Consider the following 23,278-nt stretch of genomic DNA (forward strand, 5'->3'; position numbering starts at 1 on the left):
ACACTAGTGGATGGCGCGCGAAGCCCGGCGGCAACTAGCCGACGCGACGACGGCGCAGGGCGGCATCGAGGTCGCCCATCCCGGGCTCGATCTCCTCGATGACTCCCATGCTCGCCCAGCGGCTCGGCCGCTTCTCGACGGGGGCGACGACGATCGGGTTCAGGACGACCTCGCTCAGCGCGGGCGACGACTGCGCGAGCCCCGCCCGGGTGGCAGCGGTTTGCGCGAGCGGCATGCCCTCCGTCGCAGCGGATGCGCGCGTCGAGAACGTCGCGATGCCCGGCTGCGCGTGTGCATCCCGAATCTTCTGCTCGGAGCGACGAGCCGCTTCACGGAGCAGCTCGAGGTGGTTGACCTTCTCGACCTCGACACCACCACCGGGACCATCCGGGCCCGGACGGCCGGAGGCGTCCCCCGTGTTCTCGACCGCAGTCAGCTCCTCGACTGGCTGACGCTCGAGGTAGAGCGGCTTCGGCACGGGAACCGGAACCCAGCTCGCGAGCGGCTCAGCGGCATCCGCAGCCGCAATCGGCTGGATCTCGACCGTGGGGGCGTCGCTCACGGAGAAGTCGATCGTCGAGTCGGGGCGACGCTCGGCGCGCGGCGCGCGCTGCGTACCTCCCGCCGCGCGCACCGCGAGGCGCTGCGCGTTCGCGATGCGTGCCAGGCGCTGGAGGCCTGCGACTCCGGCGAGCACGGTCACGACGCCGGCGACGAGCACCCACCAGACGCCGACGCTCGAGCCGAGTGCGATCCCGACGCCAACCGCGATGAGACCGGCGAGCGTGAGCAGGCTAGTGACGAGGCGACCTCGACGCGTCGCGCGGGCGGCCCGCTGGCGATCCTCGATGGAGCGTGGGACGGCGACCGTCGGAAGAGCCCTCCTCGCGGCTTCGTCCCGTTCGCGTTCGGCGCGCTCCGCCTCAGCCTTCGCGCGCTTGATGCGTCGCTCCTGTTCGACCACGCTGCGACCGTCGGCACGCACACGCGCCTGACCGAGCTCGCTCGTGGTCGCGAGCGAGTGGAGCGCCTGCTGCATCCGGATCGCGTTCTCCTCGGTTGCGAGGTAGTTGCGACGGCGCACCCACGTCGGCACGAAATAGGCAAGCCAGAGCGTCACCGCCAGGGCGAGGACGAGACTGCTGCCGAACTGCATGGCGTCAACATTAAGCGCGGACCGAGCCGCCGACCCCGATTGGCGCGGAGTGTCTGATTCGGGAGTGCCGAAGTTCTTGCGACGGACCACGAAGCTGTCGAAGCCTGAAGCCCGCAGAGGGGCAGAGACTCAGACGAGGGGCTGCGCTGTCCGCTCCCAGTCGGCCTGGGGCACCTGCGCTTCGCGCTCATCGGCGAGGCCCTCGCGCCAGCGCCGCAGCACACCGTGCGGGGCTTCCTCGCGGACGACGCCGAAGCAGAAATGGTCGCGCCAGTCGCCATCGATATGGATGTAGCGACGACGCAGGCCCTCGTACCGGAAGCCGAGCTTCTCGACGACCCGCAGGGACTTGGCGTTCTCCGGTCGGATGCACACCTCCATGCGGTGCAGGCCGAGCCCCTGCAGGCAGTGGTCGGTGGCCATGGCCGTGGCGATCGTCGCGAGGCCCTTGCCGGCGAACTCACGTGCGACCCAGTAGCCGAGCGTCGCGGACGAGAGTGCCCCGTAGCTGATGCCGGAGACGGTCAGCTGTCCCGCGAATCTTCCCTCATAGGTGATCACGAACGGCAGCGCCGTGTGCGCCGACGCCTGGGACAGGAGCGAGCGGATGCCGCCCCGAACATCCCAGCGGCCACCACCGCCAGGGCTCGTCGCCTCCCACGGCTGCAGCCACTCGCGGTTCGCGAGGAGCACGGATTCCAGCTCACGCGCATCCCGGACCCTGATGGGACGCAGCGACACCGGGCCGTGCGTCAGCGTGGGGACGGATGCGCTCATAGGAAGCGGAGTCTACTCGGCGATCGAGGCGGCGAACTGCTGCAGCCACGGGCTGAGCGCGGGTCCGAGCTTCGGGTCGTCGATGGCGAGCTCGACGATCGCCTTGATGTAGTCGAGCTTGTTGCCCGTGTCGAAGCGGCGCTCACGGTAGACGACCCCGACGACGCCGCCCAGCTCCTCGCGGTTCGCGGCGAGCACCTGCAGCGCGTCGGTCAGCTGGATCTCTCCCCCGGCGCCCGGCTTGGTCTGCTCGAGCACCCCGAAGACCTCAGGTCGCAGCAGGTAGCGACCGATGACGGCGTAGTTCGACGGAGCATCTTCGAGCGCGGGCTTCTCGACGAGCCCGGTGATCTGGATCGTGTCCGGCCCCGCCCCGGGAACGCCGTCTTCGACACTCGACGACGCGTCATAGGCGGCGACGCCGTACGAGGAGATCATGGCCGGGTCGACTTCCTGGAGCGCGACGACGCTTGCACCCGTCGCCTCGTGCACCTCGATCATGCGCGAGAGCAGCGAGCCGCCGCCCGCCATGATGTCGTCACCGAGGAGCACGGCGAAGGCCTCGTCGCCGACGTGCTGGTGTGCCCGCAGGACCGCGTGCCCCAGCCCGAGCGGATCACCCTGGCGCAGATAGTGGACATCGGCGAGGTTCGTCGCCGCGCGGACGCGATCGAGCTTCTCGGTCTCCCCGCGAGCCTCGAGCAGCGCTTCGATCTCGGCGACGCGATCGAAGTGGTTCTCGAGCGTCGTCTTGTTGCGCCCGGTGATCATGAGCACGTCCGAGAGCCCCGCTTCGACGGCCTCCTCGACCACATACTGGATGGCGGGACGGTCGACGACCGGGAGCATTTCCTTCGGAATGGCTTTCGTCGCGGGCAGGAACCTCGTCCCGAGGCCCGCAGCTGGAATAACGGCCTTAGTGATGCGCGAGGACATAGGCCGTATCGTATGGCCACCGAATGCCATCGCGAAACGCTGGTGCACGTGGCGTGCCACTGCGGCACGGGCTACGGGTTCTCGGCCAAGCTCTCCCCAACCCGCGACGGGACGCTTCGCTAGGCTCGTTCCCATGTCGACCGATGCGAAGACCGAGAAGCGAGCACTCCGCGCCGACACCAGACAGCGCCGCCGCAGCCACGGGGAACTGCTCCTGGCAGAGCATGGGGAGCAGATCTCCCTCCGTCTGCAGCAGCTGGTCGCCGAGCACGGTGCGAAGCGCATCTCCTGCTATCTGTCGGGCGAATTCGAACCGAGCACACGGCCCTTCCTCGCCTGGGCCGGCGCAGCCGACATCACCGTGCTGCTGCCCGTCACACGGGAGGACGGACTCCTCGACTGGGTCGTCTCCGACGGGCAATCTGAGCGCCCGCACGAGCTCGGCTTCCCCGAGGCCACGGGCGACCTCCTCGGACCCATCGCCCTGGGCGACGCCGACCTGCTCATCATCCCCGCCGCATCCGTCGACCGTGACGGCTACCGGATGGGCTGGGGTCGCGGGTACTTCGACCGCACGCTCGGCTCCATGGCCGGCCGGCCGCCCGTCTACGCGGTCGTCTACGACGACGAGGTGCTCGATGCCGTCCCTCGCGAGGTGCACGACGAGCGCGTGGATGGGGTCGTCACCCCGTCGAGAATCCGGCGTTTCTGAAGCATTACCCCGCCAGCTCTCTCGCGCGATTATGCTGTTCTGGTCCCGAAAGCGAGATTATGCCTACCTACTCATACCGTTGCACCGAATGTGACAACGCCTTCGATATCCAGCAGGGGTTCGCTGACGCGAGCCTCACCGTCTGCGACAAGTGCGGAGGCAAGCTGCGCAAGGTCTTCGGTGCTGTCGGCGTCTCCTTCAAGGGATCCGGCTTCTACCGGACCGATTCCGCAGCCAGCGCGAAGAAGAGCTCGAGCTCTTCCTCCGCCTCGACTTCCGCGGAGGCGAAGCCCGCCGCGACCAAGAAGGAACCGGCTCCCGCCGCCGCCTCGAGCGGCAGCAGCTCCCCCGCCGCGTCCTGAACTGACACGACTCAGCACTCCAGCACCGAACGAAAGGGGGACCCTGTGAAGGGATTCCGCGAATTCATCATGCGGGGCAATGTCATCGAGCTTGCCGTCGCCGTCATCATCGGCGCAGCGTTCACGAGCATCGTCAACGCCATCGTCGATGGCATCTTCAACCCGATCATCGCCAAGCTGTTCGCGGCTGACGACATCGCGGCCGCCACGGTCACGATCGCCACAGTGCCCATCGGCTTCGGCGCGGTCATCGCCGCGATCATCCAGTTCGTCCTGATCGCAGCGGTCGTGTACTTCGCGATCATCCTGCCGATCAACAAGCTCAACGACATGAGCTACCGCCTCATCCACGGCAAGCCGAAGCCTGCCGTCGAGGCCGCGGTCACCGAGAAGGACGTGCTCGAGGAGATCCGCGACCTTCTCAAGGCCCAACAAGAGGCACCCCCGAAGCTCCAGGGCGAGGGCCCCGAGACCCGCTCCTAGGTGAGTCGCCGGGCTCGGCGCAGCAGCGCTGCCAGCTCGGACCACTGCGAAGAGACAGGAACGCCGCCGGTCACCCGGCGGCGTTCCTGTCTCTTCATGCAGACGCTGCACGTCGCATCCAGCACCCCTGATACCGCCACCAAAGCCCTGGCCATGTCGCTTCCAGCCCCTCCAGCGCCTCCAGCGCCTCCAGCGCTTCCAGCGCCGATGGTCGCTCGCTCAGGACGAGCGGAACGTCTCGCGGCCCCACACCCAGGAGAGACAGGCGATGGCGAGCATCATCGAGGAGATGATGATCGCCCAGGTGAAGCCGAACAGGTCGGCGATGACGCCGGCGACGATGGGACCGAGGATGCTGCCGGCGTCCTGCGTCATCTGGTAGGTGGAGAGCACCTGGCCGCCGCTGCGGCCGTAGCCGATGATGTCGGAGATGACCGCCTGCTCGGCGGGCGCGGCCAATCCGGAGCCGAGCCCGAGCACGAAGCTGAGGGCGAGCATCGTGACGATGTCGCCGGCGAACGCGGTGGCGAACATCGCGACCGCGGAGACGCCGAGTCCGACGAGGATGAAGGGCCTTCGCCCGATGCGGTCGGTCTTCCGGCCGGCGTACTGGAGCGAGACCACGTTCCCGACGGCGCCGACCGCGATGACGACGCCGATGACCCACGGTTCCTGGCTGATGCTCGTCGCGACGAATAGCGGGAGGATCGCGGTGCGGACCCCGAAGTTCGCCCATCCGTTGGCGAAGCCGAACACGAGGGACGCGCGATACGCGGAGTCCTGGAGCGCCTCTCGGAGCGACTTCGGCTCGAGCTTCTTGGCCGCGGGTGCACGGTCGTCGCCAGCGTCGTGCAGGCCGGCCTCCTCGGCGGTCTTCTTCGCCGTGATGCGGTGAGCGCGGCCCATCATGATGCCGACGATGGCCGCCGCGATCACGAGGGTTCCCGAGTAGACGAGGAACGGCACTCCGATGCCGAACTGCGCAAGCGCCCCGCCGACCGCTGGGCCCGCGATGTTCCCGACGAGGAAGATACCGCCCCAGAGGGCGGAGATGCGGCCGCGGATCTGCGGCGGGGAGTATCGGGCGATCATGCCGGCCGCCGAGATCGTGAACATGACCGACCCGACGCCGCCGAGACCACGGAACACGAGCAGCTGCCAGTAGTCCTGCGCGAACGCCACGGCAGCAGTCGAGGCAGCCACGATCAGCAGGCCGGCGACGTAGATGCGCCGCTCCCCCAGCCGGTTGATGAGGGCTCCCGCTCCGGGCGCGAAGACGAGCCGCATGAAGGCGAACGCACTCACGACGACGGACACGAGCGTCGCGCCGACGCCGAAGCTCAACGCGTACTGCGGGAGGACGGGCACGATGAGCGCGAAGCCGATCGCGATGAAGAAGGTCGCGACGAGCAGGACCCAGATCTCTGCGGGGATGGGCGGTCGCGCGTCGTCGGCGTTCGAGACGATGGGGACCTGGCCCGTCGTCGGATGCTCGGGGTCGGAGCCGGGGACCGTCGGGTCGTTCGGCTCTATCGCCCGCTCAGCCATAATGCGGTGGCTTGTCGGCGCGCAGTCGGTCGTCGTTGGGCCCGCGCGGGCTCTCCACGCGGTCGTCGGCGTAGCGGACGGGCGCGTCGCCCCAGGCCGCGGGCGAGTCCTCGTCGGCGAGCACGGCGGGCCCGCTGGAGCCGTCGGCCGATTGGGGGTTCGGGTCGCTGCCGGGAGGTGGTTCCGTGGTGACTCGGCGTCGCGGTTTCCGTGGGGCAGGCGTGCCGGGGTTCACGCTCAGCTCGCACCGCCTGGCTCGCCGGGGCGGCCGATCGCGATCTGCTGGTTCCCGTCCGGCAGGGTGACCGATTCGAGGTTCGCGCTGGATGCCGCGCCGCTCGGCGCGGAGGCACCTGAGGTGAGCTGACCGAGCTCTCCCTGCAGGGATCCGGCCGTGATGACCGCGGTCTCCGCCGGCAGCGGCACCTTGAGTGCCTTCGCGATGCGTCGTGCCACCGCTTCCGGGTGCGCGAAGAGCTCGAAGGAGTGCACTCGAAGGTAGTACCAGCCGAGGCGCTTGAGGAGCTCAGGGCGGAGGCGAAGCGTCTCCCGCAGCGTCGCATCGGCCGAGCCCGCGATCCTCAGGTCGAGGCCGTCGGTATCGATCGCGATGGCGCGGCCCTTGTAGGCCGCGGCGAGCGGAATGCGGCCGCGGTGGAACAGCTCGACCGTCATGCCGAACGACTCGAGACGGTTCGCGAGATCGAGCAGCATGGGCGGCGCCTCGACTTCGCGGTCGTCGACCTCGGTGCCGTCGTCGGCGGAGGCGGGCGTCTGCTCCGCTGCTCCCCGCTCAGAGCCTGGGCCGGCGCCCGTGCCCGTGCCCGTGCCCGTGCCCGGTGTATCGCCGCTGGTCTCTGCCTCGCCGAGGATCTGCGCGAGTCCGAGCACCCCGCGGGACATGCGCGAAGGGTCGAGCTCGCCGGGGCGGATGCACGAGACGATGACCAGCGAGCGACGCGCCCTCGTCATGGCGACGGCAAGCGCGCGCGCGCCGAGCTCGGTGCCGAGCACTCCGAAGTTCGCGAGGACGCGCCCGTGGGGTGTGCGACCGAAGCCGATGGAGAAGATCACGCGGTCGCGCGACTGCGCTGTGGCCAGCTCGATCGTGGTGACCGTGAACGGCTCGCCACGTGCAGCCGTGAAGAAGTCGGCGATGTCGCTCCGGCGAGAGGCGGCCGAGTACACCGCCTGTTCGACTCGGCGGGCGTGCAGCGCAGAAGCCGTGACGACCATGAGCGACTCACGGGGCCGGTGCACGGCGTGGTCGACGACGAGCTCCACGACGCGGCTGACCTCGCCGTCGGTGGATTCGACCCCTCCCGTGATCGGGTCGGGCAGGCCCGTGCCGTTCTCGACGAAGGAGAAGCTGAGGCTCGAGTGCCCGAGCAGGGTCCCCGCCCACGGCATGGAGCGGATGCGCCCCTTGTAGAAGCGCCTGTTGATGAGCTCCGCGAGGTCCTCGCCGCCAGCCCGGTAGCTGCGCGTGAGCGCGTGCTCCGGCAGGAACTCCGCGAGCCGCGAGTAGACGGACTCGCCGACGGCGTCCTCGTGGCGCTGTCCCCACGCGTCGGTGCTGTCTGCCGCCGGGCGGGTGACGGCGACCGTGAACGGCGTCGGGTACTGGGTGACGGGGTCTCCGAATGCGACGACCTGGTCGCCTCTGCGGATCGCGCCGATGCTCTCGGCGATCGACATGGTTCCAGCATCCACGAGCACAACCGTGTCGAAGTGGATGCGCTCGCTCACGAGCGGCACGTCGTAGGGGGTGGTCAGCCACAGCTGCGCGATGCTCTTGGAGACGTCGCCGGCCTCGACGGCCAGCTTCGTGGAGGGGACGCCGGGACGGCGCAGGAGCTGGCGGAGCGCATCCGCCTGCTCGCTGTAGTCGACGATGGCGACCTTCCACGCTTCGGCGAGCTGCCAGGCGAGCTGGGCGGCCGAGTGGTCGGTGTGGGCCTGGTCGACGACTCGGAAGTCGCTCTCGAGGCGAGTCACGACTCGCGTGTTGGCGTTCAGGAGCGCCTTGTCGCGGTCGAGGAGGTCTTCGAGCACCGACTGCCACCAGGCGAGCTCGAGCTCGTCGCCGAGCGCCTCGGCCTCGACGTGGCGTTCGGAGAGGTCCTCGAGCAGCGGCGTGAGGCCGAGGTTCTCGAGGCGCTCGATGATGGTGAGGCGCTCGACGAGGTTGTGCAGCACCTCGCTGTCGGCCGCGAGCTCCGTGATGCGGGCCGGGAGCTCGGCTAGGGGCAGCTCGCTGAGCGAGACGGCTCCGGCGTCGACGAGCGGCTCGTCGAGGAGGCGCAGCTTCTCCGCAACCTCGCGGTGGAACTTGCGCACGTCGGAGATACCCGTCGGGACGGTCGGCGTGGAGCCGTCCGTGACGTAGCGGTGCCAGAGGATGCGCTGGCGCTGGGCGAGCTTGAGCGACTCGTGGAGGTCGTCGACGACGACACCGGGCCGCACGTAGTCCTTCGCGAGCTGGCGCAGCTGGCGGCGGCGAGCCGACGTCAGGTCGCTGCCGTCGCGCTCCGGGTTCGTGGCGTGGATGACATCCGTCAGCGAGTGGTCGAAGACCGCGGGGCGGAACCGGTCGAGGGTCTCGCGCAGGTCGAGCAGGAGTCGCAGGTAGATGCCGAGCTCGCCGTAGGTCTCGGCCGGGCGCATCCTGGTGCGTCCGACGAGTTCCTGGGCACGGTCGATGACTTCGACGAGGGTGCCGGCGTCGAGCTCGATGGCGGCTTCCTGCGCGCGGTTCGCCTCGTCGGTCGACTCGAAGGAGACGCCGTACCAGGGCGAGTCGTCCGGGCCGTACTTGAACTGGCCGAGCTCGCCGGCGGCGCGCAGCTGGCGGGCGATGGCGTCGCGGCCAGTCGCGATCGCCTCGATGGCGTCGCGGTCGAGGCGAGCGGTCGTCGTCGGGGGATGCTCGCGCAGCTCGAGGCGGGAGAGCTCCTCGAGCGCGTCGAGGGCCGAGACGCCGAGGGCGGGGTCGGGGTGCACGAGCGCGTCGCGGTAGTCGGCGAGCACGTGGCGGAGGCGGACGAGCGCGTCGTCGAGCTCGTGCATCGCGGGCTTGCGGGCCTTCTCGTTGCGGGAGATCGAGGCGATCGCGTCGCGGCGCAGGGTGCGCGGCGTGACGGCGAGTCCCTCGAGCCCGACGCTCTTGAGGCGCGCACGAATGGCGCGGATGCTCGCGGAGCGGGGCGTGACGACGAGCACGCGCTTGCCGTCGGCGACGAGCAGACCGAGCGCGTTGATGACAGTCTGCGTGAGGCCTGTGCCCGGCATGGTGTTGATGACCGCCGAGTTGCCGGCAGCGATGGCGTCGACGACGCGCTCCTGCTCGGTGTCCGCGTCGAGGAGGAACCGGTCCCCCACCGGGTCGCGGCGGTCAGGGCTCGGCCGCTGCTCAGCCGGCTGCACGGCGGCCACCTTCTGGCGCGCCTCCTCGTCTCCGGCGAGTGCCCGCAGGACGGGGTGCGTGAGCTCGTTCGTGTCGCGGAGCATCGCGCTCGCGACCTCCCCGAAGCTCGAGATGACGGCGCGCGCCGAGACCGTGAACTGCGGGATGGATGCGCCGAGCGCGCGAGTGCGGTCGAAGACGTGCTGCGGGAGGAAGGCGTCGTTCGACTTCGCCAGCTCGAGCAGCTCGGCGACCGGGAGACGCACTCCGAAGTGCTGCGCGAGGTGCCTCGCCAGGGAGGCGTTCACCCGGCTCGGGCCCTTCAGAGTGAACTCGTAGTCGCGGCCCGCGCGGCGCAGGTCGACCGTGCGGGTCAGGATGGGGGCGCGGAAGTGGGTGCCGTCCTGCGTCCACTCGGCGAAGCCCGTGGCCAGCTGGATCGTGCTCATGCCGCGGCCAGCGAGCAGCTCGGTGCCCTTCTGCGCGATGAGGTCGGCCGCGTCGCGCGCCCCGCGGAACGAGGAGTGCTCGCGGACGAGGGCAGACAGCAGCACGGTCTTGCCCGCCGCGAAGGGCGCGATGCCGCCCGGGTGCGCGCTGGTCAGCTCGACGTACGTGCCGGGTTCGTCGGCGAAGTCGAGAAGAGGGGATGGTCCGCCGAGTTGCGCGAGCTCGTGCAGCCATGAATCCTGCGCCGCGTCGACTGCGGCCTCGAGCGCCCTCGCCTGTTCGGCGCGTTCGAGGTCGAGCGCAGTGAGCGCCTCCTCGTCGGCGGAGGGAACCGGGTGGGTCCTGCGCTCGTGCGCAACCGCATCTGCGACCCAGGAACGGCCTCGTGTGAGGCTCGGGCCGTCGCCGCCTCGTGCCCTGACGCCGTCCTCGTGGTCGCGTCCGAGATCGAGATCGTCGTCCGCCTCGCGGGCCTCGCTGTCGCGCGCCTCACGCTCACGTTCGAGGCGCTCGCGCACTGGACTGAGGTCGGGTATCGGCTCCGTCTCATTGTTTGTGGGCGCACCCTTGCCGGAGCCGTGACCGTCGCTCTTCGCGTCGCCCGGCTCTGAACCTCGTTTACGAAACAGACCCCACACGCGTGACACTGTAGGTGTCTGGGCCCGTCGGCGGGTGGAGGCGCGCGTGCGTCGCCCGCACCTCGACCAAGTTTTCGTCCCGAAATCAGGCACCGCTGCACACGGGAGGCCGCCAGCACCGGTAGCATTGTCGCGCCAGCCTCTGTAGCTCAATGGAAGAGCAGTTGCGTCCTAAGCAAACGGTTGGGGGTTCGAGTCCCTCCAGGGGCACTGTTCATTCCGTGCGGCAGTCTGCGCATGTGCCAGACTCACGGCTCGCCGGATGGCGGTGCCTAGACTCGCACGATGACGACGATCTTCGACGCGCAGGACCGCCCAGAGCCGCCCCTTGGTGAGGACGAGTGGTCGACGCTCAACGGCTTCCTCGATTTCCACCGGGCGACGCTCGCCTGGAAGCTCTCGGGTCTCGGCTCGGCCGAACTGTCGAGGACGCTGCCGCCGAGCAGCATGACGCTCGGCGGCCTCGTCAAGCACCTCACCTACGTGGAGGACGACTGGTTCGGGGTTGTCCTCTTCGGCGAGGAGCAGCGCGAGCCGTGGGCGTCCGTCGACTGGACGAAGACGCCCGACTGGGAGTGGGACGCCGCGAGCGCTCAGGAGCCAGCCGAGCTGCTCGCCGAGTGGGAGGCGTCGGTGGCCCGGGCGCGGGACGCCGCGGAGCGCGCGTTCCGCGCCGGGGGCCTCTCCTACCCCGCCGCCAAGGGATTCTCGGACGGCCGGATCCCTCGGCTGCGGTGGATCCTCATCCACATGGTGGAGGAGTACTCCAGGCACAACGGCCACGCTGACCTGCTGCGCGAGGCGATCGACGGAAGCGTCGGCGAGTAAGAGGTCCCGCGCTGCGGCTCGGCTCGTGCTGCGTCAATACACCGTGCGGGGAGGATCATCGCCTAGCGTCGAGCTATGAGCACAGCGCAGACCTGGCTGATCACTGGCGCGAACCGCGGACTCGGACGCGCCCTGACGCTCGCCGCACTGGCAGCGTCGCACAACGTCGTCGCGACGGTGCGCGGCGAGCACTCACTCCCGGAGCACGACAGGCTGCTGGTCCTCCCCCTCGACGTCCGGGACCGGACGGCGGCCTTCGACGTCGTCGAACGGGCCTCCTCGCACTTCGGGGCGGTCGACGTTCTCGTCAACAACGCCGGGTACGGCCTCATCGGCGCGGCGGAGGAGGTCACTGAGCCGGAAGCTCGCAGCATCATCGACACCGATCTCCTCGGACCACTCTGGCTCAGCCAGGCGGTGCTGCCCGGGATGCGGGCACGCGGCGCCGGCCACATCGTGCAGATCTCGACGGTCGGCGCGGTCGGCACCGTGCCGACGCTCGGCCTCTACAACGCGGCCAAGTGGGGGCTCGAGGGCTTCAGCGAAGCGCTGGCCGCCGAAGTCGCCGGCTTCGGCATCCGCGTGACGATCGTGCAGCCGGGCGAGCTCGGCACCGACTGGGCCGGAGGCAGCATGCAGTTCAGCACGCCCATCGGCGCCTACGACGACCTGCGCACGCAGCTCTTCGGAACGCCGAGCGTCCCCTGGCCCGCGCCGCCGGCCGGCGTCGAACCGAACGGCACCTCCCCCGCGTCCGCGGCGGAGGCGATCCTCTCGCACGTCGGCGACCCGGGCGACACTCGACTGCGTGTGCTCATCGGCGACGATGCATCACCCCAGGTGCACGCCGCCCTGACCGCCCGACTCGACGACTACGGCCAGGACCCTCGCTTCCCGCAGTGAGATTCGCCCCCACCGCAGCGAAGGCTGGGATGGGCCGGTGCGCTGCGCACACGGCCCTCGCGCCCGGCCTCAGCGCGGGGCCTCCTCGTCATCGACGCTCGACCCGGTCACGATGAGCAGCGCGGCCGCGAGCACCGCCGCGTTCGCCCACAGGATGACGCTCACACCGAGCGGCCCGGCGACCGCTCCGATGCCGAGCGGCAGCACGATCTGCGCGAAGCGGTTCGCCGTCATGCGCAGGCCGAGCGCCTGCCCGTGCACCTCCTTCGGCGTGATGCGCACCACCCACGACATCGTGAGCGGCTGCGGGATGCCGAGGGCGACGCCCAGCGCGACCATGACGGGAATCGCGCCGAGCGCGGCGACGAACGGCAACGCGACGAGCGCTCCCACGCCGCAGCCGATGGAGACGAGCAGCAGCGCCTTGCGTCCGAAGCGGGACACGAGCCGGCTGAGACCGACCCTCGAGACGACGGACACGAGGGCCCTGACGGCGAGCAGCGCACCCACGGCGACGCTCGACACGCCCTTCTCCGAAGCCCACAGAGGAACGAACGTGTACAGGAGATCGACCGTCACGAGGACGGCGGCGCTCACGGCGACCGACCGCCACAGGCCGTTGCCCCTGCCGAGATCGACAAGACGGTGACGCCGCTTCGGCGCCCCGCCGCTCGCATCCGTCGCGGATTCGGCCTCAGCACGCTTCGCCGCTGCGGACTGCCGGTCGGCGCGCAGCAGCGCCGGCGTGCCGAGAAGTCCGAGCACCACCAGCACGATGCAGGCGATGGCCCCGAGCACGGTGTCAGGGGCACTCGCCTCGACGGCCCCGACCGAGGCGGTCAGGGTGACGATGGGCGGACCGACGAGCTGCCCGAGGGATGCGGCGGTGGTGAGCACCGCGAACGTGCCGTCGCTGGTGCCGTCCCGTCCGCGATGGGCCGTGAATGTCTGCTGCCCGATCATGACGAAGAGGCTGCCGATCCCCGTCGCCGCCGCCGCGACCACAAGGATCCAGAGCTCGTTCGCCCAGCAGAGCAGGACTGGGCCGCTCACGAAGACGGCGACGCCGAGCAGCGCGACCCTCGCTCCCCCGATCCGGTCAGACAGCCGTCCGACCGGAAGCGCCGCCAACAGTGCAGGAGCCGCGAACGAGGCCGCGACGAGCCCGAGCGCGAACCCCGTCGCCCCGAGCTCGACCGCCTTGTAGCCGATCATGAGACGCGCGCCCACCCACGCTGACTGCAGCAGCGCCGCTTGGACGCTCAGCGCGAAGCGCCACGGCTGCTCACCTCCTTCTGGGGGTCGGCGTCGCCGCCCCGTCATGGACGCCGGGGAGCTTCCTCGGAGCCACCGAAGTGCCTGGTCAGGTCCTCGATCTGGCTGCGCACTGCGGCGTAGCGACTGCGGTCGAGGTGGAACACGGCGAGCTGGAGCGAATAGGTGAGAGCGATGGGCACCAGCGGAGTGCGGTAGCTGCTGTCGTCGCCGCGAGGAGCCGCGATGAGGTGGTCCGGGTTCGGCCGGAAATGGAACCCGGGCACGTCGCTGATGAGCACGACCTTCCCGCCTCGGCGCTGGCACTCCGACATAAGAGGGGCGAGCCGGATCGACGCCTCCCTGAGGGCGTAGGCGATGAGCGTCGAATCGCCATCGAATCCGACCATGTTCTCGGCGAGGTCCTTCGCGCTGTTCTCGAGCGTGACGACCGTGAAGCCGAGCCGCCGCATGCGCCTCGCTGCGAGATCACGGAGGGGTCGTTCGTCGTCGGCGTCCGAGAAGACGTAGATCGTCGTCGACGCGTCGATCGCTCGAGCCGCGGCCTCCATGACGTCCTGCGGCACGTACTTCGCGAGCCGTTCGAGCGCCTCCGCTTCATCGCTCGCGAACGAGTAGAGGTCGTGGCCCGACTCTGCCCGCATGTAGCTCTCCTGCTCGGCGGCCTCGGAGCCCTCATCCCGCTGCAGATCGGCTCGCAGGTCGGGGTAGCCGCGGTAGCCGAGCTTCTGCGCCAGACGGACGACAGTCGACTCGTGGGTGCCCGCGCGCTGCGCGATCTCGGCCGCCGGCGCCTCCGAGACGCGCTCGCCTGACAGCAGCACGGCCATGACCTTGCGCTCTGAGCTGCTCAGCTGCTTGGTGCTGCTGGCGATGACCGATCTGAAACTCACCTGGACTCCTCATTGAGTGGATGCTGTTGCCCGTGCAACTGCCGCTGCTCACAGCAACACAGTGCCAGCTTTTCTTGCTCTGCTTGACACTCTCCCACAATCCTGCAAGCATGTGCAAGGTTGCAAGTTCACTCGAAGGGGCGAACGCTCCGGGAGCAGGGCTTTCCCGAAACGCACCAGGATTCGAACCGCAGAGAGGCGGAGGACAACGATGTCATCGAACAGGATCAGAGCCGAATGGGGCATCGCAGCCGCCTGCGTCGTGGCGGCAATCGCCTTCGGCGGCGCCGCGGTGAGCTACGGCCTCACCGCGGATACCGGGGTCGGAGCGGGCCTCATGCCGCTCGTCGCCGCGGTCTTCGTCGGCGGTGCCGGCCTACTCTGGGCCCTCCGCCTCGCCGCAGAGCGAGTCCGCGGCGCGGCCCCAGCGCACCTCCCGGATCTCCCGACCGCCACCGGCTCGATCGGGACGGACGCACCCTTCGAGGCGCTCCTCGAAGGAGAAGAGAGCGACGAGATGGACGACGAGTCGCTGCCGGACAAGGCGGCGTGGCTCCGAATCGGCACGATCGTCGGAAGCGTCGCCCTCGGCGCCGCACTCCTCCCCCTCCTCGGCTACTCGGTCGTCATGGTGCTCATGCTCACGACCGTCCTCATCTTCGTCGGTGGGCGCCGCTGGTGGATCTCCCTCCTCGTCGCGCTCGTCGTGACGGGCCTCTCGCGCCTCGTCTTCGAGGTGTGGCTCAACACCGCGCTGCCGCACGCGAGCATCGCTCCCCTCAGCTGGATTGGACTCTGACATGGGCTTCGAGAATCTCATCGGCGGCCTCATCACCGTCCTCACCCCCGAGCACCTGCTCTTCGCCCTCCTCGGCTGCGTCATCGGCATGCTCGTGGGTGTGCTCCCCGGCTTCGGCCCGGCCGCCGCCGTCTCGCTGCTGATCCCGGTCACCTTCGGCCTGGACGCGACAACAGCCATCATCATGCTCGCCGCCATCCTCTACGGAGCGGCCTACGGCGGGACGATCACGGCCGTCCTCCTCCGCATACCCGGCGAGGCGTCGTCTATCGCGACGACGCTCGACGGCTACGAGATGGCGAAGCGGGGGCGCGGCGGACCCGCGCTCGTGATCGCAGCCCTCGCCTCGTTCGTCGGCGGCCTCATTGGGGTCATCGGATTCGTGCTCGTCGCCCCCTTCAGTCGGCTCGCCCTCGAATTCGGCGCACCCGAGCTCTTCCTCGTCTCGGTGCTGGGCATGGCGCTCGTCGCGAGCTTCGCCGGCCGCGACCCGGCCAAGGCGCTCCTCAGCGTCGGCGTCGGACTCGCCATCGCGAGCGTCGGCATCGACCAGGGCCAGGGAGTGCAGCGCTTCACCTTCGAGATGCCGGAGCTCTTCGACGGCCTCGGCCTCGTCGCGATCGTCATGGGCGTGTTCGGCATGAGCGAGGTGCTCGCCCAGGCGCGCGGCGGCAAGGACGGCATCCGCAAGCCCATCAAGGTCGGCAAGCTCCTCCCGACGGGCACCGACCTCCGGCGCTCCGCCGGACCCTTCATGCGCGGATCCTTCATCGGGTTCGTCATGGGCCTCCTGCCCGGCTCGCCCGGCGCCGCGACCTCGCTCGCCTCCTACGCCCTCGAGAAGCGCATCTCACGCCGGGGCGGGGAGTTCGGAAAGGGCGCCGTCGAGGGCGTCGCGGGGCCGGAGGCGGCGAACAACGCACTCGCCGTCTCCTCCATGATCCCGCTCTTCACGCTCGGCATCCCGACGAGCGCCACCGTGGCCATCATGGCCGGCGCCTTCACGATCAACGGCCTCATCCCCGGCCCGCTCCTGTTCCGCGACAACCCTGAGGTCGCCTGGGCGATCATCGCGAGCCTGCTCGTCGGCAACGTGATTCTCCTCATCCTCAACGTGCCGCTCGCGCGAGTGTGGATCGCGGTGCTCAAGGTGCCGTTCCACTACCTGATGGCCGTCATCATCGCGTTCATGTTCCTCGGCACCTACAGCATCAACGGCTCAGCATTCGACATCTTCGTGATGCTCGGGGCAGGCATCGTCGGCTACCTCTTCCACCTGTTCGCCGTGCCCCTCACCCCGCTGGTGCTCGCCGTGATCCTCGGGCCGATGCTCGAGGAGAACTTCCAGCGCTCACTCGCCCTCTCCCGCGGCGACTACTCGGTGTTCCTCAGCAGCGGCATCAGCGTGACGCTGCTCATCGTGATCGTCGTCGCGGTGCTGTTCGGCGCCGCCCGCCCGCTCCTCAGCTCGCTGCTCGCGAAGCGCGTCACGCGGATGAACGCGAAGCGGCTCGCCCTGGAGCTCGAGCAGCAGACCCCCGAGATGCAGACCTCCTCATCCACCAACCGCTAGCACCCCCGGACCGACGAAGGAGTCAGTCAATGTTCACCACACCCAGAATCGAGAACACCCCCGCGTCGCCGAAGCGCCGCGGCTGGGCGAGCAGGAGCACGCGCCTGACGGCGGTCGTCGCAGCCGCCGCCATCGCGTCCCTGCTGAGCGCCTGCGCGACGGGAACCGCTGGGGCCGCCGACGACGGTGCCGAGTTCCCGGAAGCCGGATCAACGATCGAGTGGATCGTGCCATCTGCGGCCGGAGCCGGCAACGACATCCTCGCCCGCATCATGGCCCCCGCCATGGGCGAAGACCTCGGCGTCAACATCAAGGTCGTCAACAAGGAGGGCGGCAACCAGGTCATCGGCCTCAACGCGCTGGCCTCCGCCAAGCCGGACGGGCTCACGCTGGGCTTCACGAACATCCCCTCGATCTTCGGCCGCTACCTCGACCCGAGCAAGCAGGCCGGTTTCGACCGGGAGAGCTTCGCACCCGTCGGCTCGTTCGCGCTCAACGACATCGTCATCGGCGTCAACAAGGACAGCCCATACACGAGCACGCAGGAGCTCTTCGATGCCGTCAAGGCGAGCCCCGGCACCATCACCGTCGGCACCGACTCGCGTGCGGGAGACGACCACGTCAACCTCCGCACCCTCGAGAAGGAGCTCGGCCTCGAATTCAACATCGTGCATTACAACAGCGGCGCCGACAAGATCGCAGCTCTCGTCTCCGGCGAGGTCGATTTCGCCCTCGGGGGCGTCTCCTCGTTCATCGGGCAGGCCAAGTCAGGTGAGATCAACGTGCTCTCGGTCCTCAGCGACGTCCCAAGCCCCTTCTTCCCCGACGTCACGACGTTGAACGAGCAGGGCTTCGAAGTGGCGCCGATGTCGAACAACTTCGCCGTCTCGGTCCCGGCCGGAACGCCAGCCGCGGCGGTCGCCGCGCTCGAGGCAGCCCTCCAAGCCGCAACCGAGGATCCCGACGTCGTCGCCGCGCTCGAGAATGCGGGAACGGTACCCAACTGGATGCCAGCCGCAGACGTGGCCACGCTCTGGGAGGAGCGAGAAGCGACGACGAAGCCGATCATCGCGGAGCTGATCGCCGGTGAGTAGCACCGCCTCCGCTCGACCAACCGCCCCATCAGCCGCTCGACCAGCAGGAGATCGACGCATGAACAGCGAGCACGCCAGCAGCACCGCGACGACAAGCGACCGCCTCATCGACCGCGCGCGGGGCATCCCGAGCGCCAACATCGGGGATGCGCAAGACCGGCTCGGCACGGCCTCAGGGATACGGCCGGTCTGGGATGGCGCGAAGCTCGCGGGCCGCGCGCTTCCCGTCTGGACCCGCCCGGGCGACAACCTCATCATCCACAAGGCCCTCGACGTCGCGCAGCCGGGAGACGTGCTGGTCGTCAACGGCGGCGGCGACGTGAGCCGAGCGCTCATCGGCGACCTCATCGGGCTCCGAGCCCTGCGCCTCGGTGTCGCCGGGTTCGTCATCGACGGGGCGATCCGCGATGCCGTGGGCCTCGGCGAGATCGGGCTCCCGGTCTTCGCCCGCGCGGTGACGCCAGCCGGCCCCTACAAGTTCGGCCCGGGTCGCATCGGCATCCCGGTCGCGATCAGCGGTGTGGTCGTCGAAGCTGGGGACCTCATCGTGGCCGACGACGACGGGGTTGTCGTCGTTCGCAGCGAAGAGGCCGACGAGGTCATCACCCGCGCCGAGGAGATCGAGGCGGGCGAGCGCCGCAAGCGGATCGCGATCGAGGAGACGGCTCGGGTTCGGGTCTAGTCGCCACAGCCAGGACGAAGGACACACGTCGGCCGCAGCCCCGCAGAGGAGCTGCGGCCGACGTCACTGTGAGCGCTGCGATCAGGCGTTCTCGTCCGCGACGCGGATGAGCACCTTCCCCACGGCTCCACCCTCGACCGCGTCGTGCGCCTGGGCCGTCTCCTCGAGCGGGAACCACGTGATGGGCAGGCCAGCCGGCTCCCCCACGGGAAGCGCGCCGTCGACGAGCGCCGCCGTCACGTCCTCGGCCGCCGCGTGCAGCGCATCCGGACCCACCGTGTAGAGCAGCAGCCCCTGCCAGCGGACGTTCTTCGCGAAGCTCGCGATGATGGGCACGGTGAAGTCGTCGCCGTTGTTGTTCGCGTAGTAGGCGATGCTGCCGTGGTTCGCGATGACCTCGACGTCGAGCGCCGAGTTCTGCGTGGGCGACACCTCGACGATGTGGTCGACGCCGTTCGGAGCCAGTTCCCGGATGCGCTCGGCGAGCGAGGCGTCCGGGTAGCGGACCACGTGGTGCGCCCCGGCTGCGAGGGCCAGGGCTTGCTTCTCGTCGCTGCTCACGGACGTGATCACCGTCGCACCTGCCCACACCGAGAGCTGGATGGCCGCGTGGCCCACCGCTCCTGCGCCGCCGTGCACCAGCACCGTGCGGCCCGCGAGCGCCTCGGGTGAGAGACGGGCGGGGCCGTGCTCGTGCACCGTGAGTGCCCGGTGCGCCGTCATGGCGGGCACGCCAAGGCTCGCGGCGACGTCGAAGTCGATGCCGTCCGGCAACGCGACGACACGGTCGGCGGGCAGCACCGTGAACTCCTGCGCCGTGCCCGTCGGCCGGTTGTGCGCCGCGAGGTACACCCAGACACGGTCGCCGACGGCGAGCGTGTCCACGCCGTCGCCGAGTGCATCGACGACGCCCGCACCGTCCTGGTTCGGGACGACCTCCGGGAAGCCGAGCAGACTGCCCGCGCCACCGCCGTCGCGGGCCTTCCAATCGGTGGGGTTCACGCCAGAGGCGACGACCTTCACGCGGACTTCGCCTGGGCCAGGCTGCGCGACCTCGCGCTCGACCTGGGAGAGGACGCTGGATGGACCGGTGGCTGAGTAGACGATTGCCTTCATACCCGGGTTCAGCGAGTGGGCGCCCCGCACTATTCCCTCCGTGGCGCGTCCACGGCGCTGGCGGCATCCTGGGCCACCGCCCCCAGCACGGCCTGCTCGGGCGGCGACGCCGTCTCGTTCCGACAACAACCGGGCACGGGACTGCCGGACGGTGGCACGATGGCGTCATGAGCAGCGACGACGATGTGCGACGGCTGGCGCTCCGCCTCCCGGAGACCTCGGAGCGCACCGCCTACGGCACCCCGGCGTTCTACGTCGGGACGAAGATGTTCGCACGCATCCACGACGAGCCCGGGGTGCTCGTGTGCTGGCGCGCCGACCTCGGCGAGCGCGAGGCGCTGCTCCAGGGCGAGCCGTCGGCGTTCTTCACGACACCCCACTACGACGGCCACCCGAGCGTGCTGGTGCGGCTCGCGAACGTCCCTGCGCCGCGGCTCGGCGAACTGCTCCAGGAGGCGTGGGAGGCCAGAGCGACCAAGCGCATCCTGCGCGATGCGCAGTCCTCTCCCGAGCGGGACTGACCGACCTCGGGCAGGCACCGCAACCCGAGGCGCCCAGGCGTCCGACGGGCCGCGTCGTGCCACCCTGGGCCGCGCGTCCGCTCTATGATCAGCGGATGGTCAAGGTCATTGCAGTCATCCGTCCGGTAGCCAGCGAGACGATCGAGGCGGAAGCCGACTCCTACGAGGCGGCGAAGGCGAAGATCGAGGCGATGGTCCCTGAGGGCTACGAGCTGCTCTCTGTGCGCTCCGCGAAGTAGCGAGCGCCGCGGCGACCGACGACGGCCGGCGGGCGCCGCCGCAGCGTGGGCCCGCCCGGGGTGCTCGAGCCGCTAGTCGAACATCCCGTCGAGCAGCCCGCCGATCATGAGACCGCCGAGCACGCCGCCCACGACGTCGCCCATGTCTCCGCCCCTGCGGCCGCCGCGACCGCCGTAGCCGCCCTGGTAACCGCCGCCACGCGGCTGGCCCCACTCGTCGTATCCCTGCTGCTGCTGCGGACGCGACTGGTCGATGTCGCGCTGCGCGAGCTGCAGCGCCTCGCTCGCGAGCGAACCCGCCCGGCGTGCCAGCGCTAGCGCCTGCTCGCGTTCGTCTTCACCGCCCCGGAAGCTGACCAGCTCGTTGCGGATGCGCTCCGCCTCGGCCAGCCGGGTGCGCGGCGCCGAGCCGATCCAGCCACGGTGGCCGGAGATGACGTCGTTGGCGACGGCGATCTGCCGATCCGCGTCGTCGATGGCGGTCACGACCTGAGTCTGCGACGGGATGGGCCGCGCGGCCCTGTCCCTGGCCTTGGCGATCGCCTCGTCGAGTCCCGTGTTCGCGGCGCGGAGCCTCGAGAGCGACGCGAACGGGTCGGTGCGCTCACCCGCGGGAGGGAGCGCGGCGAGCGCATCGGTGAGCCGCTTCGCCGCTTCCTCGACCTCCTGGCTGCGTGGCACGTCTCTCGCCGCGACGAGATCGCCCCTCGAGTCCGCGATCACGGCGGCGAGCGTCGACTCGGCGCGCAGCGCCTCGATCTCGTAGTTCTCGACGGCGTCGAGCAGCGTGTGCACGCGGCGCACGGCCTCCGTGGATGCCTCGAGGGCAAGCCGCGACTGCTCGTTCTGCCCGGCCTCACGGCGGCGCAGCGACACGTCGGCGCTGTGCTCCGCGAAGGTCAGGAGCTGGGCCGCCTCGGCGGGGTTGTCGCCCACCTGGTGCAGCGCGGCGTCCGAGTAGCGCAGCGCGAGACGATCGATGCTGGCTTGCGCGTCCGGGATGCGCGCACGCAGCCGCTCCGAGTCCCGCTTGACGCCCTCGAGCACGGCGGGCGTCTGCCGCACCACCGCGACGGCCTCCTCGAGCACCGAGGACTTCTCCTCGAGCAGCCCCATCGCCCACTCGCAGATCTGCACGATCCGCGCGTTCCTGGTGCGCAGCTCGTCTGGCGTGTCCGGGATGTCGTCGACGTTCAGCTGGTTCAGGTGGAACGCCTCGCCCATGTACTTGCGCACGTTGACGAGCGTGTCCTTCAGGTCCTGCGTCGCGCCTGAGCCCAGTTCGGCCTCCGCGAACGAGAGCTCGTCGTTCATGAGACGGATGCGCTCATCGGCGTCGACGAGCGCAACACCCGCCTTCATCGCCAGGTCCTTGTCGTGGGCGTCGATCTCGGCCTGCTGCGCTTGCTTCGCGCGGCGAGCGCGCCCCCAGAATCCAGATGCCATGTCGCAGATTCTAGTTGCGCGCCGCCCCGCCAAGCTGGCGATGTTCACCGTCGGCGGAGCGGCGCCCCGCGGAGCTCAGTACCAGATGCCCGGCGCGGGCTCCGGCGAGACCCGCAGCAGCCGTCCCGCGAGCTCCGCCGCCCCGGCGCTCAGCTCGTGCAGAGCGCCTGCTGCGCGGAGCGCGGCGGGCGATACGCCGCCGAGGAGGAGCGACCCGAGCGCGTCCACGCCCAGGCGCACGGCGGCCGAGCCCGCGGGCAGGGCGTCGACCGGCTCCGCCGTCCCGACGCCATCCGCATCGACCGTGAGCACGAACGATCCGCCCGCGAAGCCGAGCGCATCCTCGATCTCGAGTCCGAGCACGCCGGGCGACGAATACCGTCGCGCGTCCAGCACGGCCTTCGTGTCCAGGATGCGCAGCCACTGGTGGTCCGAGGTCGTGACGGTCGCGGCCCGCTGGTCGCCGAGCATCCACCTGATGGGCTCGTCGATGGCGAGCTGCTCCGCCTTGACGGTCGCGACGAGATCGGCCTCGAGGAAGAAGCGCCACAGCGCGGCGTAGGCGTCGTCGCTGACGGCGCGGAGGAACTCGACGTTCAGCGTGTGGCTCGCGTAGTCGTGGTCGCCGCCCTCGAGCTTGAACAGCGCTGCCCCCTCGAGGTCACCGGCCTCCGAGGTGTAGGTGATGGCGCGGAGCTTCTTGCCATCGCCGTCCTCGTCGTGCACCGTTCCCGCGAGGCGGGGCCACATTCCGTCCCAGCCCTCGATCTCCCCGACCCGCGCCACCCTGACGCGGTCGAAGAGGCCGCCGATCTGCTCGGCCCACTGCTCCCGCCCCACGTAGTCGACGCGACCGCCCGGGGTCGGGCCGGCCCAGCGGACGCGGCGCGTGTCGATGCTGAAGCTCGCGGCGAAGGTCGCGGGCCCGAAGCCGAACCGGCCGTAGATCGTCGACTCCGACACCGTGAGGGCCGCGAGCGGGAGGCCGAGGGCAGCGGCCGTGCGCAGCTCCCCCTCGAGCAGGTTCCTGGCGATCCCGCGGCGGCGGCGAGCCTGGGAGACGGTCACCGAGCTGATCGCCCAGCTGGTCAGCTGACTGCCGCCCGGCAGCGTGAGGTCGGCGGGCCACGAGCTCACCGTGGCGATGGGCTCGTCGACGAAGGGCGCCGAGTCGTCCCAGACGCCCGTCGTGCGGCGGTAGCCCAGGGATGCGCGCATCCCCTCGAGCTGCTTCTCGCTCGGCTCGGCGGCGAGGAATCCACGGAGGTCTGCTCGCGCCCATGCGTTGAAGGTGGCCGCGTCATCGGTATCGAGCGTCTCGTAGCGCAGGCCGGACTCCGCGAGCTTCGCCGCGGAGGTCGGGTCGATGGGATGGCGCGCGAAGTCGTCGGCTGCAGTCATGCATCCAGGGTAGGGGCCAGGACAGCGGCGCGCTGGGCGC

At 70.0% G+C, this 23,278-nt stretch carries 22 protein-coding genes and 1 tRNA gene; 12 read left to right on the forward strand and 11 right to left on the reverse strand.

Translation table 11 applies throughout. The annotated features are described in order from the left end of the window. Positions 1 to 34 precede the first annotated feature (34 nt). The 3 genes from C5E10_RS14780 to C5E10_RS14790 form a co-directional block, all read right to left on the reverse strand. Positions 35 to 1,156: a hypothetical protein gene (locus C5E10_RS14780; protein ID WP_104332281.1), complete on the reverse strand. Its 1,122-nt coding sequence runs from the start codon at positions 1,154 to 1,156 to the stop codon at positions 35 to 37. Between the two features lie 129 nt (positions 1,157 to 1,285). Further along, a complete protein-coding gene (locus tag C5E10_RS14785) occupies positions 1,286 to 1,933 on the reverse strand; it encodes a GNAT family N-acetyltransferase (RefSeq protein WP_104332282.1) in 648 nt (215 codons plus the stop codon). Between the two features lie 12 nt (positions 1,934 to 1,945). Beyond that, positions 1,946 to 2,869 (reverse strand): UTP--glucose-1-phosphate uridylyltransferase, encoded by a 924-nt coding sequence (locus tag C5E10_RS14790; RefSeq protein WP_104332283.1) that lies wholly within the window; start codon positions 2,867 to 2,869, stop codon positions 1,946 to 1,948. A 133-nt stretch (positions 2,870 to 3,002) separates the two neighbouring features. Between C5E10_RS14790 and C5E10_RS14795 the strand changes: the two genes are divergently transcribed. The 3 genes from C5E10_RS14795 to mscL are packed head-to-tail and all read left to right on the forward strand — an operon-like array spanning position 3,003 to position 4,426. After that, positions 3,003 to 3,581 carry a 5-formyltetrahydrofolate cyclo-ligase gene (locus tag C5E10_RS14795; RefSeq protein ID WP_104332284.1) on the forward strand — a complete coding sequence of 193 codons (579 nt, stop codon included), beginning with the start codon at positions 3,003 to 3,005 and terminating at the stop codon, positions 3,579 to 3,581. Positions 3,582 to 3,640: 59 nt separating this feature from the next. Then, complete coding sequence (locus tag C5E10_RS14800) at positions 3,641 to 3,943, forward strand: FmdB family zinc ribbon protein (protein WP_104241820.1); 303 nt, start codon at positions 3,641 to 3,643, stop codon at positions 3,941 to 3,943. A gap of 45 nt (positions 3,944 to 3,988) precedes the next feature. Further along, the gene (mscL, locus tag C5E10_RS14805; RefSeq protein WP_104332285.1) at positions 3,989 to 4,426 is read left to right on the forward strand and encodes a large conductance mechanosensitive channel protein MscL; all 438 of its coding nucleotides are present in this window, start codon (positions 3,989 to 3,991) and stop codon (positions 4,424 to 4,426) included. Positions 4,427 to 4,645: 219 nt separating this feature from the next. Here the strand turns inward: mscL and C5E10_RS14810 are convergent, their stop codons facing one another. The 3 genes from C5E10_RS14810 to C5E10_RS14815 are packed head-to-tail and all read right to left on the reverse strand — an operon-like array spanning position 4,646 to position 10,348. Then, positions 4,646 to 5,974 carry an MFS transporter gene (locus C5E10_RS14810; protein ID WP_104241824.1) on the reverse strand — a complete coding sequence of 443 codons (1,329 nt, stop codon included), beginning with the start codon at positions 5,972 to 5,974 and terminating at the stop codon, positions 4,646 to 4,648. Then, positions 5,967 to 6,209, reverse strand: a complete 243-nt coding sequence (locus C5E10_RS18930; RefSeq protein WP_146080296.1) for a hypothetical protein — start codon at positions 6,207 to 6,209, stop codon at positions 5,967 to 5,969. The genes C5E10_RS14810 and C5E10_RS18930 overlap by 8 nt, the downstream gene beginning before the upstream one ends. A gap of 2 nt (positions 6,210 to 6,211) precedes the next feature. Next, complete coding sequence (locus tag C5E10_RS14815; RefSeq protein ID WP_104332286.1) at positions 6,212 to 10,348, reverse strand: ATP-binding protein; 4,137 nt, start codon at positions 10,346 to 10,348, stop codon at positions 6,212 to 6,214. A 258-nt stretch (positions 10,349 to 10,606) separates the two neighbouring features. Between C5E10_RS14815 and C5E10_RS14820 the strand changes: the two genes are divergently transcribed. The 3 genes from C5E10_RS14820 (at position 10,607) to C5E10_RS14830 (ending at position 12,199) form a co-directional block, all read left to right on the forward strand. Continuing rightward, positions 10,607 to 10,678: transfer RNA gene (locus C5E10_RS14820), tRNA-Arg, on the forward strand. A 75-nt stretch (positions 10,679 to 10,753) separates the two neighbouring features. Then, positions 10,754 to 11,296 (forward strand): DinB family protein, encoded by a 543-nt coding sequence (locus C5E10_RS14825; RefSeq protein ID WP_104332287.1) that lies wholly within the window; start codon positions 10,754 to 10,756, stop codon positions 11,294 to 11,296. A gap of 75 nt (positions 11,297 to 11,371) precedes the next feature. Further along, positions 11,372 to 12,199, forward strand: a complete 828-nt coding sequence (locus C5E10_RS14830) for an SDR family NAD(P)-dependent oxidoreductase (protein ID WP_181062794.1) — start codon at positions 11,372 to 11,374, stop codon at positions 12,197 to 12,199. A gap of 69 nt (positions 12,200 to 12,268) precedes the next feature. Here the strand turns inward: C5E10_RS14830 and C5E10_RS14835 are convergent, their stop codons facing one another. Together C5E10_RS14835 and C5E10_RS14840 are read right to left on the reverse strand one after the other, a co-directional pair. Further along, the gene (locus C5E10_RS14835) at positions 12,269 to 13,522 is read right to left on the reverse strand and encodes an MFS transporter (RefSeq protein WP_104332288.1); all 1,254 of its coding nucleotides are present in this window, start codon (positions 13,520 to 13,522) and stop codon (positions 12,269 to 12,271) included. After that, entirely contained in the window at positions 13,519 to 14,367 is an 849-nt protein-coding gene (locus C5E10_RS14840; protein WP_104241832.1) for a MurR/RpiR family transcriptional regulator, read from the reverse strand. The genes C5E10_RS14835 and C5E10_RS14840 overlap by 4 nt, the downstream gene beginning before the upstream one ends. Before the next feature lie 211 nt (positions 14,368 to 14,578). Here C5E10_RS14840 and C5E10_RS14845 point away from each other — a divergent pair, with 211 nt between their 5' ends. Genes C5E10_RS14845 through C5E10_RS14860 form a run of 4 tightly spaced genes read left to right on the forward strand, consistent with a single transcriptional unit; the run spans position 14,579 to position 18,515 of the window. Then, on the forward strand, positions 14,579 to 15,166 hold the full coding sequence (locus C5E10_RS14845; protein WP_104332289.1) for a tripartite tricarboxylate transporter TctB family protein: 588 nt from the start codon (positions 14,579 to 14,581) through the stop codon (positions 15,164 to 15,166). Position 15,167: 1 nt separating this feature from the next. After that, positions 15,168 to 16,739, forward strand: a complete 1,572-nt coding sequence (locus C5E10_RS14850) for a tripartite tricarboxylate transporter permease (RefSeq protein WP_104332290.1) — start codon at positions 15,168 to 15,170, stop codon at positions 16,737 to 16,739. A 29-nt stretch (positions 16,740 to 16,768) separates the two neighbouring features. Next, positions 16,769 to 17,833, forward strand: coding sequence for a tripartite tricarboxylate transporter substrate binding protein (locus tag C5E10_RS14855; RefSeq protein ID WP_104332291.1), 1,065 nt, complete (start codon positions 16,769 to 16,771; stop codon positions 17,831 to 17,833). 58 nt (positions 17,834 to 17,891) lie between these two features. Beyond that, positions 17,892 to 18,515: a methyltransferase gene (locus C5E10_RS14860; protein WP_104241840.1), complete on the forward strand. Its 624-nt coding sequence runs from the start codon at positions 17,892 to 17,894 to the stop codon at positions 18,513 to 18,515. An 81-nt stretch (positions 18,516 to 18,596) separates the two neighbouring features. Here the strand turns inward: C5E10_RS14860 and C5E10_RS14865 are convergent, their stop codons facing one another. Continuing rightward, a complete protein-coding gene (locus C5E10_RS14865; RefSeq protein ID WP_104332292.1) occupies positions 18,597 to 19,631 on the reverse strand; it encodes an NADPH:quinone reductase in 1,035 nt (344 codons plus the stop codon). A gap of 167 nt (positions 19,632 to 19,798) precedes the next feature. Here C5E10_RS14865 and C5E10_RS14870 point away from each other — a divergent pair, with 167 nt between their 5' ends. Beyond that, the gene (locus tag C5E10_RS14870) at positions 19,799 to 20,152 is read left to right on the forward strand and encodes an MmcQ/YjbR family DNA-binding protein (RefSeq protein ID WP_104332293.1); all 354 of its coding nucleotides are present in this window, start codon (positions 19,799 to 19,801) and stop codon (positions 20,150 to 20,152) included. Positions 20,153 to 20,247: 95 nt separating this feature from the next. Then, a complete protein-coding gene (locus C5E10_RS19215) occupies positions 20,248 to 20,391 on the forward strand; it encodes a hypothetical protein (protein ID WP_160073511.1) in 144 nt (47 codons plus the stop codon). Between the two features lie 72 nt (positions 20,392 to 20,463). Here the strand turns inward: C5E10_RS19215 and C5E10_RS14875 are convergent, their stop codons facing one another. After that, positions 20,464 to 21,837, reverse strand: coding sequence for a hypothetical protein (locus C5E10_RS14875; RefSeq protein WP_104241846.1), 1,374 nt, complete (start codon positions 21,835 to 21,837; stop codon positions 20,464 to 20,466). Positions 21,838 to 21,912: 75 nt separating this feature from the next. Then, a complete protein-coding gene (locus tag C5E10_RS14880) occupies positions 21,913 to 23,238 on the reverse strand; it encodes a GNAT family N-acetyltransferase (RefSeq protein ID WP_104332294.1) in 1,326 nt (441 codons plus the stop codon). Positions 23,239 to 23,278: the final 40 nt, after the last annotated feature.

The organism is Pseudoclavibacter sp. RFBG4 (genome assembly GCF_002931515.1).
Taxonomy (GTDB): Bacteria; Actinomycetota; Actinomycetes; order Actinomycetales; family Microbacteriaceae; genus Pseudoclavibacter.

Bases quoted from the DNA above. Each gene is read 5' to 3' on its own strand.
- C5E10_RS14860 (WP_104241840.1), top strand. From the start codon at position 17,892: ATGAACAGCGAGCACGCCAGCAGCACCGCGACGACAAGCGACCGCCTC.
- C5E10_RS14845 (WP_104332289.1), top strand. From the start codon at position 14,579: ATGTCATCGAACAGGATCAGAGCCGAATGGGGCATCGCAGCCGCCTGC.
- C5E10_RS14795 (WP_104332284.1), top strand. From the start codon at position 3,003: ATGTCGACCGATGCGAAGACCGAGAAGCGAGCACTCCGCGCCGACACC.
- C5E10_RS14780 (WP_104332281.1), bottom strand. From the start codon at position 1,156: ATGCAGTTCGGCAGCAGTCTCGTCCTCGCCCTGGCGGTGACGCTCTGG.
- C5E10_RS14870 (WP_104332293.1), top strand. From the start codon at position 19,799: ATGAGCAGCGACGACGATGTGCGACGGCTGGCGCTCCGCCTCCCGGAG.
- C5E10_RS14880 (WP_104332294.1), bottom strand. From the start codon at position 23,238: ATGACTGCAGCCGACGACTTCGCGCGCCATCCCATCGACCCGACCTCC.
- C5E10_RS14875 (WP_104241846.1), bottom strand. From the start codon at position 21,837: ATGGCATCTGGATTCTGGGGGCGCGCTCGCCGCGCGAAGCAAGCGCAG.
- C5E10_RS14830 (WP_181062794.1), top strand. From the start codon at position 11,372: ATGAGCACAGCGCAGACCTGGCTGATCACTGGCGCGAACCGCGGACTC.
- C5E10_RS14825 (WP_104332287.1), top strand. From the start codon at position 10,754: ATGACGACGATCTTCGACGCGCAGGACCGCCCAGAGCCGCCCCTTGGT.
- C5E10_RS14800 (WP_104241820.1), top strand. From the start codon at position 3,641: ATGCCTACCTACTCATACCGTTGCACCGAATGTGACAACGCCTTCGAT.
- C5E10_RS14835 (WP_104332288.1), bottom strand. From the start codon at position 13,522: ATGACGGGGCGGCGACGCCGACCCCCAGAAGGAGGTGAGCAGCCGTGG.
- C5E10_RS14850 (WP_104332290.1), top strand. From the start codon at position 15,168: ATGGGCTTCGAGAATCTCATCGGCGGCCTCATCACCGTCCTCACCCCC.
- C5E10_RS14865 (WP_104332292.1), bottom strand. From the start codon at position 19,631: ATGAAGGCAATCGTCTACTCAGCCACCGGTCCATCCAGCGTCCTCTCC.
- C5E10_RS14790 (WP_104332283.1), bottom strand. From the start codon at position 2,869: ATGTCCTCGCGCATCACTAAGGCCGTTATTCCAGCTGCGGGCCTCGGG.
- C5E10_RS14855 (WP_104332291.1), top strand. From the start codon at position 16,769: ATGTTCACCACACCCAGAATCGAGAACACCCCCGCGTCGCCGAAGCGC.
- C5E10_RS14810 (WP_104241824.1), bottom strand. From the start codon at position 5,974: ATGGCTGAGCGGGCGATAGAGCCGAACGACCCGACGGTCCCCGGCTCC.
- C5E10_RS14785 (WP_104332282.1), bottom strand. From the start codon at position 1,933: ATGAGCGCATCCGTCCCCACGCTGACGCACGGCCCGGTGTCGCTGCGT.
- C5E10_RS19215 (WP_160073511.1), top strand. From the start codon at position 20,248: ATGGTCAAGGTCATTGCAGTCATCCGTCCGGTAGCCAGCGAGACGATC.